General features: G+C 52.3%; 11 protein-coding genes. 6 read left to right on the top strand and 5 right to left on the bottom strand.

All coding sequences use genetic code 11. The features are described from left to right. Window positions 1-100: 100 nt before the first annotated feature. Window positions 101-1,480 carry a UDP-N-acetylmuramate:L-alanyl-gamma-D-glutamyl-meso-diaminopimelate ligase gene (mpl, locus tag K8W53_RS20620; RefSeq protein ID WP_001219837.1) on the bottom strand — a complete coding sequence of 460 codons (1,380 nt, stop codon included), beginning with the start codon at window positions 1,478-1,480 and terminating at the stop codon, window positions 101-103. Window positions 1,481-1,654: 174 nt separating this feature from the next. Here mpl and fbp point away from each other — a divergent pair, with 174 nt between their 5' ends. The 4 genes from fbp to K8W53_RS20640 all read left to right on the top strand — a co-directional run bounded on the left by fbp (window position 1,655) and on the right by K8W53_RS20640 (window position 6,188). Next, complete coding sequence (gene fbp / locus K8W53_RS20625) at window positions 1,655-2,653, top strand: class 1 fructose-bisphosphatase (RefSeq protein WP_000853764.1); 999 nt, start codon at window positions 1,655-1,657, stop codon at window positions 2,651-2,653. A gap of 226 nt (window positions 2,654-2,879) precedes the next feature. Further along, window positions 2,880-3,410, top strand: coding sequence for an inorganic diphosphatase (gene ppa / locus K8W53_RS20630; RefSeq protein ID WP_000055079.1), 531 nt, complete (start codon window positions 2,880-2,882; stop codon window positions 3,408-3,410). A gap of 409 nt (window positions 3,411-3,819) precedes the next feature. Then, window positions 3,820-4,983, top strand: coding sequence for a metallo-dependent hydrolase (locus K8W53_RS20635; protein ID WP_023181360.1), 1,164 nt, complete (start codon window positions 3,820-3,822; stop codon window positions 4,981-4,983). Beyond that, window positions 4,980-6,188 carry an MFS transporter gene (locus K8W53_RS20640; RefSeq protein ID WP_000203131.1) on the top strand — a complete coding sequence of 403 codons (1,209 nt, stop codon included), beginning with the start codon at window positions 4,980-4,982 and terminating at the stop codon, window positions 6,186-6,188. Before K8W53_RS20635 ends, K8W53_RS20640 begins: the two co-directional genes overlap by 4 nt. A 53-nt stretch (window positions 6,189-6,241) precedes the next feature. Here K8W53_RS20640 and K8W53_RS20645 read toward each other — a convergent pair whose 3' ends face one another. The 3 genes from K8W53_RS20645 to tamA are packed head-to-tail and all read right to left on the bottom strand — an operon-like array spanning window position 6,242 to window position 12,098. After that, window positions 6,242-6,586, bottom strand: coding sequence for a gamma-glutamylcyclotransferase (locus K8W53_RS20645; protein ID WP_001219167.1), 345 nt, complete (start codon window positions 6,584-6,586; stop codon window positions 6,242-6,244). A 2-nt stretch (window positions 6,587-6,588) separates the two neighbouring features. After that, window positions 6,589-10,368 (bottom strand): autotransporter assembly complex protein TamB, encoded by a 3,780-nt coding sequence (gene tamB / locus K8W53_RS20650; RefSeq protein WP_052939503.1) that lies wholly within the window; start codon window positions 10,366-10,368, stop codon window positions 6,589-6,591. Continuing rightward, entirely contained in the window at window positions 10,365-12,098 is a 1,734-nt protein-coding gene (gene tamA, locus K8W53_RS20655) for an autotransporter assembly complex protein TamA (RefSeq protein WP_001120231.1), read from the bottom strand. The genes tamB and tamA overlap by 4 nt, the downstream gene beginning before the upstream one ends. Window positions 12,099-12,310: 212 nt before the next feature. Between tamA and msrA the strand changes: the two genes are divergently transcribed. Further along, complete coding sequence (gene msrA / locus K8W53_RS20660; protein ID WP_023224886.1) at window positions 12,311-12,949, top strand: peptide-methionine (S)-S-oxide reductase MsrA; 639 nt, start codon at window positions 12,311-12,313, stop codon at window positions 12,947-12,949. A 182-nt stretch (window positions 12,950-13,131) separates the two neighbouring features. Next, on the top strand, window positions 13,132-14,475 hold the full coding sequence (locus tag K8W53_RS20665; RefSeq protein ID WP_000934970.1) for a hemolysin family protein: 1,344 nt from the start codon (window positions 13,132-13,134) through the stop codon (window positions 14,473-14,475). Window positions 14,476-14,559: 84 nt separating this feature from the next. On the opposite strand, the gene K8W53_RS20670 is transcribed toward K8W53_RS20665, so the two are convergent. Beyond that, the gene (locus tag K8W53_RS20670; RefSeq protein WP_000689229.1) at window positions 14,560-14,766 is read right to left on the bottom strand and encodes a DUF1107 domain-containing protein; all 207 of its coding nucleotides are present in this window, start codon (window positions 14,764-14,766) and stop codon (window positions 14,560-14,562) included. Window positions 14,767-14,872: the final 106 nt, after the last annotated feature.

The following is a 14,872-nucleotide window of genomic DNA, read 5'->3' on the forward strand; positions in this document are numbered from 1 at the left end:
AGTATTGCTTTAACGTCTCCCGGCGAGCGGAATGCGCTTTCGATGGCAAGATGCCCCATATAAAACAGCCAGCCACAAGGCTGGCTGACCGCATAGTCATTTAATACGCTGTTACGTTCTGAGCTTTTTTCGCCAGCCCATCCAGCAATTTCTGATGGATGCCGCCGAAACCGCCGTTGCTCATCACCAGGATGTGATCGCCAGGCTGTGCGGTTTTCACCACCATTTCCGCCAGCGTATCGACATCGCCACTCCAGTGAGCAGGCTGTACGCAGGCGTCCGCCACTTCTGAAACCTGCCACGGAATATGCGGCGGCTGCAGCAGGAACACTTCATCCGCACGCCCTAACGACGGTGCCAGGTCATCCTTGCATAACCCCATCTTCATCGTGTTAGAACGCGGCTCCAGCACTGCGATAATGCGCGCGGTGCCGCCCACTTTACCGCGCAGCGCCGCCAGCGTGGCCAGAATTGCCGTCGGATGGTGAGCAAAATCGTCATACACCGTCACGCCGTTCGCTTCGCCGCGCAGTTCCAGACGGCGGCGGGCGTTAATAAATGACCCCAGCGCGCTGGCCGCTTCTGCGGGCGCGACGCCCACGTGGCGCGCGGCGGCAATCGCCATCAGCCCATTATGCATATTGTGCTCGCCGACCAGGCCCCATTTCACATCGCCGACTTTTTCGCCGTCCAGCCACACTTCCCACTCGGAAGCATCCGTAGTCAGCTTCTTCGCCTGCCAGTGTCCCTGCTCGCCCACCAGCTCCTGCTCGCTCCAGCAGCCCAGCGCCATGGTCTGTTTCAGGTTGATGTCGTTTTCCGGCCAGATGATGCGCCCCTGCCCCGGCACGATGCGCACCAGATGGTGGAACTGCTTCTGGATCGCTTTCAGATCGTCGAAGATGTCGGCATGATCAAACTCAAGGTTGTTGAGGATCAGCGTCCGCGGGCAGTAATGCACAAATTTAGAACGTTTATCAAAGAACGCGCAGTCGTACTCATCCGCTTCGATAACAAAGAACGGGCTCTCGCCCAGGCGCGCGGAAACCTCAAAGTTGCCCGGTACGCCGCCAATCACAAAGCCCGGTTTGTACCCGCACGCTTCCAGTATCCAGGTCGCCATGCCTGCGGTCGTGGTTTTGCCGTGGGTACCGGCGACCGCCAGTACCCAGCGGTCGCGCAACACAAAGTCGTGCAGCCACTGTGGACCAGACATAAAGGGAATGTTTTTTTCCAGCACCGCTTCCACGCACGGATTCCCGCGCGTCATCGCATTGCCGATAATCACCAGATCCGGCTGCGGATCGAGCTGGCTGGCGTCATAACCCTGGATCAGATCAATGCCTTGCTTCTCAAGTAAGGTACTCATCGGCGGATACACATTGGCGTCCGAACCCGTTACTTCATGACCAAGCGAGCGAGCCAGCATCGCCAGCCCCCCCATGAAAGTGCCACAAATTCCCAAAATATGAATGCGCATACGTCACTATCCTTTTTTTATCTGCGAGCCATTTTACGCACATGTCTGGCAAGTGAGAAACGCATTTCAGGTAAATCTGTACTTTGCTGGCGCGATTCACCTGAGCGCATCATCTGAAATGTTTGTTAAGATTGTTACGGTCGCTTTACTCCAATCAATTGCAGGGAAAGTGTTATGAAAACGTTAGGTGAATTTATTGTCGAAAAGCAGCACGAGTTCTCTCAGGCTACCGGTGAGCTCACTGCTTTGCTGTCGGCAATAAAATTGGGCGCCAAGATCATCCACCGCGATATCAACAAGGCCGGTCTGGTCGATATCCTGGGTGCCAGCGGTGCTGAGAACGTACAGGGCGAGGTTCAGCAGAAACTCGATCTGTTCGCGAACGAGAAACTGAAAGCTGCACTAAAAGCGCGCGATATTGTAGCGGGCATCGCATCGGAAGAAGAGGACGAAATCGTCGTCTTTGAAGGCTGCGAACACGCGAAATATGTGGTGCTGATGGACCCTCTGGATGGCTCTTCTAACATCGACGTTAACGTCTCTGTCGGTACGATTTTCTCGATTTATCGCCGCGTGACGCCCGTCGGCACGCCGGTCACCGAAGAAGATTTCCTGCAACCCGGCAACAAACAGGTCGCTGCGGGATATGTCGTGTATGGCTCGTCCACCATGCTGGTTTACACCACCGGCTGCGGCGTACACGCTTTCACCTACGATCCGTCGTTGGGCGTGTTCTGTCTGTGCCAGGAACGTATGCGTTTCCCGGAAAAGGGTAAAACCTACTCCATTAACGAAGGCAACTACATTAAATTCCCGAATGGCGTGAAGAAGTACATCAAATTCTGCCAGGAAGAGGATAGTTCAACAAGTCGCCCTTATACCTCACGTTACATTGGCTCTCTGGTGGCCGATTTCCACCGCAACCTGCTGAAAGGCGGCATCTATCTCTACCCCAGCACCGCCAGCCATCCGCAGGGGAAACTGCGTCTGCTGTATGAGTGCAATCCGATGGCGTTCCTCGCGGAACAGGCCGGCGGCAAAGCAAGCGATGGTAAAGAACGTATTCTGGATATCATTCCGGAAAGCCTGCACCAGCGCCGCTCGTTCTTCGTCGGCAACCGCCATATGGTTGACGATGTGGAACGCTTTATCCGCGAATACCCGGACGCGTAATCTTTACCACCATGCGGAATAACGCATGAAGCCGCCATTGGGCAATAACATGTCCGATGGCGGCGTTGCCTTATCAGGCCCGTGATTTTTCCGGTTCTTAACCTTTGGCGTTCATGCTCCGCAACGACGCGCCAGATGAGGCGGAAACGAAAACAAGCGAAGACTTTCGGCGTGAGTTGGCTATAATACTCGCCACTTGTTTGTCATAAATTCAAAGGAAACAGACATGAGCTTACTCAACGTCCCGGCGGGTAAAGAACTGCCGGAAGATATCTACGTCGTTATCGAGATCCCGGCTAACGCAGATCCGATCAAATACGAAGTTGACAAAGAGAGCGGCGCGCTGTTCGTTGACCGCTTCATGTCCACCGCGATGTTCTATCCGTGCAACTACGGTTACATCAACCATACCCTGTCTCTGGACGGCGACCCGGTAGACGTTCTGGTCCCGACGCCGTACCCGCTGCAGCCAGGCGCCGTCATCCGTTGCCGTCCGGTTGGCGTACTGAAAATGACCGACGAATCCGGTGAAGATGCGAAACTGGTTGCCGTACCGCACACCAAACTGAGCAAAGAGTACGATCACATTAAAGATGTGAACGATCTGCCGGAACTGCTGAAAGCGCAGATCACTCATTTCTTCGAGCATTATAAAGATCTCGAAAAAGGCAAATGGGTGAAAGTTGACGGTTGGGACAACGCCGAAGCGGCTAAAGCGGAAATCGTTGCCTCCTTCGAGCGCGCAGCGAAGAAATAAGTTCGCTTTTACATAATCGTCAAGATAAAGGCTCTCATAGTAATGAGGGCCTTTTTATTGGCTAATGAATAGAACACAATTTTTATCATTATTAGTTTAACATTCACGGAATGAATAAGACTTTACCTTATTTTTTATTAAAAAGGGTTGAATACGCTCACATTTTCTCTAAAAAGCTTAAGATAATAATTGTTTTGTGAATGCCCGCAGACTCCTCTGGACTTACGCCCTAAATATTAGCAAGCGCCAAATTCTTATTTAGTGCATAGGCCCGATTACCTTTTTAATAAGGTATCCTAAGCTCTCCATACCAATAACCGTATTTTTAATCCAACATAATATCCGCTCAAAACACACTTTTTAATATATTTTTAAGGGCTGCCATAATTATTTACTATTTTAAGAGATTATGATGAAAAATGATATATTAATTACCGGTGGACATATCATCGATCCCGCTCGTAATATTAATGAGATTAACAATTTACGCATCATTAACGATATTATCGTTGATGCCGATAAATATCCTGTAACTTCGGAGACCCAGATTATCCATGCCGACGGTATGATCGTCACTCCCGGTCTTATCGATTATCACGCGCATGTTTTTTATGACGCGACGGAAGGTGGCGTCAGGCCTGATATGTACATGCCGCCGAATGGCGTCACCACCGTCGTGGATGCAGGTTCTGCCGGTACGGCAAACTTTGATGCCTTCTACCGAACGGTGATTTGCGCCAGCAAAGTTCGAATCAAAGCGTTTCTGACCGTGTCGCCGCCGGGCCAAACCTGGTCACAAGAAAATTATGATCCTGACAATATTGATGAAAATAAGATCCACGCGCTGTTTCGCCAGTATCGCAACGTTCTTCAGGGATTAAAACTCAAGGTTCAGACTGAGGACATTGCTGAATATGGATTAAAACCGCTGACTGAATCCCTTCGTATTGCCAACGATTTAAGGTGCCCCGTGGCAATACACTCGACTCATCCCGTCGTTCCCATGAAAGAACTTGTCTCCTTGCTACGCCGCGGCGATATTATCGCTCATGCGTTTCACGGCAAAGGTAGCACCATTCTTACTGATGAAGGCGCTGTCTTAGCCGAAGTCCGTCAGGCAAGGGAAAGAGGCGTTATATTTGATGCCGCCAATGGTCGCAGCCATTTTTCAATGAACACGGCACGCCGAGCCATCGCCAATGGCTTTCTTCCGGATATCATCAGTAGCGATCTCTCAACCATCACTAAACTCGCCTGGCCTGTTTACGCCTTACCATGGATTTTATCGAAATATTTAGCACTCGGCGTCGCGCTTACCGATGTCATTAACGCCTGTACCCATACCCCAGCAGTTTTATTGGGCATGGCAGCAGAAATTGGTACGCTGGCCCCTGGGGCATTTGCCGATATCGCCATCTTTAAATTAAAAAACAGGCATGTTGAATTTGCCGATATTCATGGTGAAACGCTCACGGGGACGCATGTGCTGGTACCACAAATGACCATAAAATCCGGTGAGATATTATTTCGTCAAATTGATTTTGGCGCGCGGCCAAACGGAGTTGAAAAATGACCTCAATGCAAAAATGGCTACGGATCGGCGCAACATTAATGTTCGGCCTTTTTGTTGCTTATCTTGACCGTTCTAATCTTTCCGTTACGTTACCTACGATTACACACGACCTGAATATTGATGGCGCAACGGCCAGCATTGTATTAACCATATTTCTTATTGGCTATGCCTTTTCAAATATTTTTGGCGGCGTATTTACCCAGCGATACGATCCGAAAAAAATAGTCATTCTGATGGTGCTAATCTGGTCGATTGCGACCGTTTTTGTCGGATTTACCTCGTCAGTGTACGTTATTTTGATTTGTCGGCTGGTGCTTGGCATTACCGAAGGCATTTATTGGCCGCAGCAGTCCCGCTTCGCCAGCGACTGGTTTTCAGACAAAGAACGGACGCAGGCGAACAGCATTATCCAGTATTATGGACAGTTCCTGGCATTAGGCCTGGGATTTATGATTTTGTCCCCGCTGGATGCTGCCTTCGGTTGGCGAAATGTTTTTATTATCACTGGTGTGATCGGCATTGTTGTTGTGGTTCCACTTTATATAACAATGCTGAAAAAACAGGAAGAAGCGCCTTATTATCGTGCGCCGGCGCCAACAGAGAAAACTAAACTTACCCTGGAATCGCTGGGCGGAACCCCCTTCCTACTCCTTATTTTTACCTACATCACTCAAGGGATGTTGTTCTGGGGAATTACGTTATGGATCCCCATGGTTGTCAATTCTCTCGGCTATACCGGATTCAGTAAAGCATTGGTCAGTTCTCTGCCTTATCTGACTGCGGTTATACTGGCAATCCCTATCTCATGGATCAGTGATAAGACACAAAAGCGTGTACTTATTGCTTCACTGGGCCTACTAATCCCCGGCGTGATGTTATTTCTCCTGCCATTTGTCGATGCGCCGGGCTTTAAAATCACGCTCATTACCCTGGCGATGGGTTATTATGCCGCCAGCTTTACCCCCAATATCTGGTCGATTATCCAGTCGAACGTTAAACCCCATGCGATTGGCCCAGCCTCCGGTATTATTAATGGCATCGGCGCCGGCGGCGGCGGTACGCTGGCAGGCCTAATGGTCGGCTATTTTTACCGGACAACCGGCAGCTATATGCAGGGATTTATGGTTCTCGGATGCATTGTTATCCTGGGAGGCGCGTCATTATTGATCTACGGCAGAATAAGAGCTCACCATGCCCGGCGCTAGCGCCATCAGCCAGAATGTAAAAAACAACGCCACCCGAGGGTGGCGTGTTCAGTTCAGGGCTGGTTTCTGTCTAACCAGTCACCGCTTTCAATCAGAGTTAACCCATCAACAGGACGTTGATATACATACATCCATGCGCTGCCGTAAGGCGTCTGGATTAACTGGCGTGCGTATTCACCGCCCCTGGTGCGCAAAGCATCAAGTTCGGCCAGCGTGGCGTTATCAATTCGATAAACTTCACCGTATACCGCTCCGTTTCCCGGAACTGCGCCTGGATAGTGGCCCAGACTATACAACTGGTAGTTATCGATACGGTAATCGCCAAGCAATTGGGCATTGGTCATCCAGTGACTGTTGCCTTGTTTCTGTCGTAAACTGCCATAGACAAATATTCGCATTGCTAAAACTCAAACTGATAGAGCAAATCAAGTGCCTGATCTACGCCAGACACTGCTTCCAGATATAGCTTAGGCATCAGGCGATAACGTAACGTGAGCGTCGCCAGAGAGTCAAATATCCCTACACCATACTTCACCTGTAGACCCGGCAGTACATAGCCGCTGACCACAACCTGGGACGAATCGCCCACCCCTTGCGTGTCCAGCGCCAGATTACTTACACCGAATGTCTCTCCGATTTTACCCACAACCTGACCACTTTGCGCAACCCCCAGGCCAATAAGCATGGAGGTCATTGCTGCGCTATCACTCTGATTGCTGTCCAACCCCTGCCCACGCAGCAGATAAGAAAGCGCTTCAGCCTGCGGCATCGCCGGATCGGAGAAGATTTCCGCTTTGGGTTCATCAGCAGTGCCTGTGACGCGCACGCCCGCAATGACATCGTCTTCGGTGGCGTCAGGGTTACGGATCGCTTCGATATTGAGCAGCGGCTGATCCGGCGGGCCGGAGAACAGCAGCTCGCCTTTACGGACAAGCAGGTCCTGGCCGTAGGCGCGGAATCGGCCGTCAGGAATATTGATTTGACCATTCAGCCCCAGCCCCTGCTTATCCTGCGCGACTTTCAAATCGCCGGTCAAACGCGCTTTAAGCCCGAAGGCGTCGATGCGCACGTTGTTGCCGACGTGGACCGTCAGATTACTGTTGATGGGAATAGACGCTGTCTGCGGCGTTTCTGGTTGCAGGTCATTGTTGAGCATAACCACATCGCTGGAGACGCCGACCGCGCTCTCCGGCAGGTCGTGCACCACAATTCGCGCCCACGGAACGTCCACACGCCCATCCAACGTGAACAGCGAAGGCGTCGCGTCAAAGACCACATCCGGCGAGACATCCAGGCGCACCATCGGCGGAACGGTAATCCGCACCCGGCTGCCTTTCGCCGTCACCCGCGCGCGCCAGTTGTCAATCTGGCTCCAGTCGGCGTTACCGTTCAGGTTAATTTGCCCTTGTTGTGTTCGCACGATACCGGCGAGCGTCGAACGCGTACCGCTAAAGTTCATGGTGAGCTGGCTCGGCTGCATCTCAAACGGCATAAAATTACCGTCAATATCCAGCGCGCTAAGCTGCAACTGACCAAACAACTGCGGGCTTTGCACATCGCCGCCCAGACGTAGCCTGGCGTTTAACATTCCCGCCGCTTTTTCGCCGCGCGAAAAGACAGGGTTGACCATCGCCAGATTGAGATTGCGCATGTTGACGTTACCGCCGAGATTGCGCCGCCCCTGAGGATCGGTTACCTGCACCTGGCCATCGAATTGACCATTGTTCGTCAGGCGAATCAGCCATCCCAGCTCGGCGCGATTATTATGCAGTTCGGCGCTGAGGTTCAGCGTCTCAAACGCGACCGGTAACGGCGCGTCATTGACGGTCTGCGTGACCTTCACGTTACGACCGGAAAGCGTGACCTTCCCCTGCGGCAATCCCTCCTGGGTGGTATCCCACGACACGTCCGCTTTCCCGCTAAAGACCCCGCTGGCCTGAGTGGTATCAGGCATAAATGGCTTCAGCATCGCCAGATCAAAGCGGTTGAGATTGACCACCGCCCGTCCTGCGGCGCCCGCATCAATGGTTTGCGGTACGCACAGCTCGGCGTTCGGGTTCAGCCAACAATGCGGCCCGATACTGATTTTCTGTTCTTTATTACGGTAGTCCAGCGCAATCGCGCGGGTCAACGACCATGGCCCCACCGGCGTCTGGAAACGGGTGTCGCTTAACGTCCCTTTCCAGCGCGCCGCCTCGCGATCAAAACTGCCTGTCAGGGAGAGTTGACCGGATACCGGTTCTCCCTGAACACGGAGCTGTAGCTGATGCTGCTTCTCGCTGCCTTTGGCGTCAAGCGTCACCAGATTGATGTTAACGTCGGGCTGCGAAATCCGCTCTACGCGAACGTTGAGATGGCCCGCTATCTGATCGGTGGATTTAATATCGCCTTCAATGCGCGCCTGGGCGACAGACAGCTCCTGCCAGCGCAGACCGCGGGCGGTGATATCCGCCAACAGCTGCGGCGCTTCTACCGTACCGCGGACTTTAACGATTCCTTTTGCCATGCCGCCCAGTCCTGGCAGCGCATTATCCAGCCCCGGCGCATCGATGGCGGCGTCAAGATTCAGCTCCTTAACGCCAAGCTCGCCTTTTATATCGGCGCTGTTTGGGCCCAGCGCAAGGTGCAGCCCCGGGATCGTCCACTGCATGTAGCTGTTGCCCTTTAGCGTCCCGTTGACGTTAACGCTGTTCTGCTTCACATTGCCGGTCAGCTTGAGCTCCGGGACATCCATCTGCCAGGTGCCGCCGTAGAGGCTGCCTTTGGTTTTCATGACGCCGTTAAGCTTCGCGGGCCAGTCCGGGATCTCTTTAGCGGTATTGATGCCATTCAGCGTCAGTTCGCCACGCCAGCTAATCGCCTGCTGCCAGTCCACCAGCGCTTTCAGTTCGGTTTTTCCCTCCAGAGCGGCGACGGTGAGTTTATCGAGATTAATCTGCCGCTCATTCCCTTTGGCATCCAGCGTGATGGTCGCCTGCGGAATATCTTGTCCTTTCACGGCGGTTCGCATCGACAACGTATAGTCGGTCATCTTACCGCTCAGTTTGAGCTTCAGATCGTCAGCCTGAAACTGGGTATCACCCGTCAATGGCCAGGCAATGCGTTGGCTGACGACTTCAAGATTGAGCGGTAAACCGGCCTCCGCCAGCCGCGTCTGGGCGCGAAGCGCGACATCCATCGGCCCGGAAAGGTTCACCCCGACCTCCAGTTGTTCGCGTAACGCGCCGCCGACCTTGAGTTTTATCTTTTCACCCTTTAGCGGATCGATATTCAGCGTACTGTTGAGCGTAATATCAACCGGCCAGTTATTGGCGAGCTGCGCCGTACCGGAGGCCTTCACCGTGCCCTGGTTGGCGTCGATATCCAGAGTATCCAGCTTCATATTACCGTCGATACTGCTGACTTTAAGCAGCATCGTGCGCACCGTCAGATCGGTATCGCCGGTGATGCGTAGCTGCTCGCCGCGAAATGACTCGATATTCAGATTGAGCGGCAGGTGAACATCAGTCATCTCCGGCATTACCGGTTTTGCAAACAGATCTTTTAGCGTTTCGCCAAGCGGCTTTTCATCCGGTTGAGGTTTCTCGATTTTGGGTTCAACCACCTCTTCCTGCGCCACGTCAGCGACCTTCGGCAGCGCGATCAGCAATCCCTGAAGCCGCGTCGGTTTCAGGGTCAGGTTTTTCTCCTGCCATGCCAGCCCGGAGGTAAAATCCAACACCGAAACGGTAGTGTCATCAATCTTGATATTGATATTATTCAGCGCCACGCGCGACAGCGTGATGGGCCAGGGGGTGGAGAGGTTCAGCGGTCCGCTTTCTTCCTCTTCTTGCGCCGGTTCGGAAGGCGGCATTTTTTTGCTGTCGATAGCGACATTAATGTCTTTTAACGCCAGATCATTGACGCACAGGCTACTGCGCCACAGGCAATCAAGCCCGACGCCCAGATGAATTTCGCCCGCATTCACCGCAACGCCCGGCTGCTCATAGCGGATATTTTTTAACGATAAGTCCCGCCAGCCGCCGGTGACCTGCCCAATCTCCAGCCCCGGCACCCAGCGGTTCGCCGCACTGAATACCAGATGCAGCCCCGTCGTCGTCCCGACCAGAAACGCAACGCTCGCCAGTAACACCACAATGAAAATCAACACGCCGAGGCTTATTTTCTTCCATAAACTCATAATTCAGGCCCCAGACCGATATAAAACTGTAAACCGTGTTCGTCTTTGTCGCCGACCGGTACGGCAAAATCGAGTTTGACAGGCCCAACCGGCGACGCCCAGCGCACGCCGACCCCGGTCCCGGTTTTGAAATCGCTACGGCGAATATCACTCACCGCCTCGCCGCTATCGACAAACACCGCCCCCCACCATTTGCCGGTGACGTTATACTGGTACTCCAGCGATCCGGTTGCCAGTTTTGAGGCGCCTTTAAGATTGCCGTCGCTATCTTTAGGCGAAATAGATTTGTATTTATAGCCGCGAATACTGCGGTCGCCCCCGGCGAAGAAACGTAAATCCGGCGGAACTTTGTCGAAATCACCGGTTTCTATCCAGCCCAAATTGGCGCGCATCACAAAACGGTGGCGATCGTACAAAGTCCGAATCCAGACGTTTTGCGCCTGCAGCACGGAGAAATCCACGTCGGAGCCCCAGGCCGTATTCGAATAGTCTACTGAATAGCGCTGCGAATCGCCCCAGGTTGGCATCAGTCCCCCTCGCGAGCGGGTTCGACTGATCATCACGCCCGGGTAGAACAGCATGGTGGTGTTGGTGACGTTCCCCTGGGTAAAGTGGTCGAAACTCCAGCGCAGGTTAATCGCCCGCTGCCAACCGCTGGAAAGGTCCCAGTAACGCGAAACGGCAAGCGTGGTCGAGTCCTGCTCCGTATCATTCAAATCGGTACGTTTAAAACCGCCCTGTACCAGATAGTATTGCTCCAGCGGGTTTTTCAGCAGCGGCATTTTATAACTAAAATCCAGCACCTGTTCCGGCGCAGAAATACTGGTGCTGGTGGTCAGGCTATGACCGTAGGAGTTCATCCACGGTTTTTTCCACGACGCTTTCACGCGCGGCCCGACGTCGGTGGAGTACCCCACCCCGGTTTCAATCGTGTTTTCGGTTCGCGGCGATACCACGCCTTTTAACGGCAGAATTTTTGTTTTACGCGACTTCTCAAATTCCGGCGCCACCACAACAGAATTAAACCATCCGGTAGCGGAAAGTCGGCGGTTTAGTTCCGCCAAATCTTTCGATTCGTACTCATCACCCTCTTTAAACGGCAACAGATTTTGTAAATATTCATCACGAATCTGCGAACCTTCGAAGGTGACAGGCCCGAAGCGATAGCGCTCACCGCTATCATAATCAATATCCCAAAACGCCTGATGACGGCCCAGAGCAATTCCCAACTGACTTTTAATGAATTCGCTGTCGAAATAGCCTTTACGTAGCGACACGCTGGTTAACGACTTTTTAAAATTGTCATAGTCTCCCTGGTTCAGCACCGTGCCGATTGCCGGACGCGTTTTCAGTAAGGCCAGATAATCTTTGTCCGTGCGCGCGCCGCCGCGTAAAATGACTTCTGTACCGCCAATCAACACCGGCTGGCCGGGCGTAACCCTGGCGATTAATACCTGCCGTCCTTTCGCAGGCGGTGGAAGCAAGTCGAATTTGATAGTGGGTTCGTAATAGCCTAACGCTTTAAGCCCTTCGCGAATCGCATCATCAACTCGGGCGCGAAAGCGCCGATCCGGCGTCACCTCATCGCTCTGAATCGTAGAGAGCTGTGCGCGAACGTTTTTTTCCAGCTCTCCGGATAGCCCTTCGACTTTCAGACGAACATTTGCGGCTACCGCAGAACTGCTCAGGCACAGTAAGCTAACCCAACATAACTGACGGATATGTGGCACATTTTCTCCTGAATATCCCCTATTCCCACCCCTGGAAAAAATCACACTACCGCTCCGCGGCTTAACATAAAATCAACAATTGCGATTGAAAAGCAGACGACTGCCCAAATATTTCTTATGGTTAAATCCAGATACATTAATGTTGTTATTGTGTGCAAAGATGCGTCTCGTTACAACCTTAACGCCAATTAACGCTTTCGGGAGAATAGCTCATGAGTTTATTTGATAAAAAACATCTGGTTACTCAAGCAGATGCGTTACCAGGACGCAACACCCCGATGCCGATCGCCACTCTGCATGCGGTAAATGAACACTCTATGACCAATGTCCCTGCCGGGATGGAGATCGCCTACTTCGCTATGGGCTGTTTCTGGGGCGTAGAACGTTTATTCTGGCAATTGCCCGGCGTATATAGCACCGCGGCAGGGTATGCAGGCGGTTACACGCCTAATCCAACCTACCGGGAAGTCTGCTCCGGGCAGACCGGTCATACCGAAGCGGTACGGATAGTGTACGATCCTGCCGTTATCCGTTATGAGCAGCTTTTACAGACCTTCTGGGAAAATCACGATCCGACGCAGGGGATGCAACAGGGTAACGATCACGGTACGCAATACCGTTCTGCAATTTATCCCTTAACGCCGGAACAGAATGCCGCCGCTCACGCCAGTCGCGAGCGCTTTCAGTCGGCAATGGCCGCCGCCGGAGACCATCGCCCTATTACCACGGAAATCGCCCATGCGACGCCGTTTTACTACGCCGAAGATGAACACCAACAGTATCTGCACAAAAATCCATACGGTTACTGCGGGATTGGCGGGATCGGCGTTTGCCTGCCGCCTGACGCGTGACGACGCTGGCGTAGGGGGAACTTGTCGGAGTTGAAAATGAACCCTCTGGCGACTTTACAGTAGCTTACGCTATACTAGCCCTGAACTTATCGGCTCACTGCTACGAGCCGGTTTTCATTAAACGTTACCACACGGATTTATAAACTTCCCTTCCGAGGATCTGGCGTTTCGCCGGATAAGATATGTTAAACAGTATATTCATTATATTCTGCCTGATCGCTGTAAGTGCGTTCTTCTCCATCTCCGAGATCTCGCTTGCCGCATCACGTAAGATTAAACTTAAGTTATTAGCTGATGAAGGCAGTATCAACGCACAACGCGTATTGAAAATGCAGGAAAATCCCGGCATGTTTTTCACCGTTGTGCAAATTGGCCTGAACGCCGTCGCTATTCTTGGCGGTATCGTCGGCGATGCGGCATTTTCGCCCGCCTTTTCCGCCCTTTTCTCGCACTATATGTCGCCAGAACTCTCCGAGCAGCTGAGCTTTATTCTCTCTTTCTCGCTGGTGACGGGGCTGTTTATCCTGTTCGCGGATTTAACCCCGAAACGCATCGGTATGATTGCGCCAGAAGCTGTGGCTTTGCGTATCATCAACCCGATGCGCTTCTGCCTGTTCGTTTTTCGCCCGCTGGTGTGGCTGTTTAACGGCATGGCAAACAACATCTTCCGCCTGTTCAAAATTCCAATGGTGCGGAAAGACGACATTACTTCTGATGATATTTACGCAGTGGTGGAAGCCGGCGCGCTGGCGGGCGTCTTGCGCAAGCAAGAGCATGAACTGATTGAAAATGTGTTTGAACTTGAATCCCGCACCGTACCGTCTTCCATGACGCCGCGCGAAAGTATCATCTGGTTTGATCTGCACGAAGACGAACAAAGCCTGAAGAAAAAGGTCGCCGAACATCCGCACTCAAAATTTTTGGTGTGTAATGAAGATATCGACCACATCATCGGCTATGTAGACTCCAAAGATCTGCTGAACCGCGTGCTGGCGAACCAAAGTATGGCGCTGAATGGCGGCGTGCAAATTCGCAATACCTTGATTGTGCCGGATACGCTGACCCTTTCTGAGGCGCTGGAAAGTTTCAAAACGGCGGGCGAGGATTTCGCGGTCATTATGAATGAATACGCACTGGTCGTCGGTATCATTACGCTGAACGATGTGATGACCACGCTAATGGGTGACCTGGTCGGCCAGGGACTGGAAGAGCAAATTGTGGCGCGCGATGAAAATTCCTGGCTGGTTGACGGCGGCACGCCGATTGACGACGTCATGCGCGTGCTGGATATCGATGAGTTTCCGCAATCCGGCAACTATGAAACCATTGGCGGCTTTATGATGTTTATGCTGCGCAAGATTCCAAAACGTACTGATTCGGTGAAGTTTTCCGGCTACAAATTTGAAGTGGTGGATATCGACAACTACCGTATCGATCAGTTGCTGGTGACGCGTCTCGACAATAAAAGCAACGTACCGGCACCGAAACTGCCCGATGCGCAAGGTAAAGAAGACAGCGCGGCCTGAAATCCGTTTGCCAGAAACATCAACGGCTCCTGATTCAGGAGCCGTTTTTTTTTACTTTTTTAACCTACTGCATAGCACTTTTGGTTACGCCATCTCAGTTTGCAGACGCATAACCTGACGGTTAACTTCAGACATCACAGACAAGTGCTGCTTGTCTCTCACTTTTGGGATAAGAATCTTCCCCTTATCGAACTCAAAAGCGCCAACATCCTTGATATATAACCGTCCACGGAACAGGATCTTCACGTACTTCGCCACCTGTAGCGGGTTGTAGCGTTGGAAAATTTTCATTGTTGTCTCCTGCAGTGTATTACGCCCTTGCGGTGCCACAATCGGCCCAACAGTTTTAAGGCGCAAATTTTAATGCCATATGACTATAGACCATATCTACGTCGTT

The organism is Salmonella sp. A29-2, from assembly GCF_020150755.1.
GTDB classification, from domain to species: domain Bacteria; phylum Pseudomonadota; class Gammaproteobacteria; order Enterobacterales; family Enterobacteriaceae; genus Salmonella; species Salmonella enterica.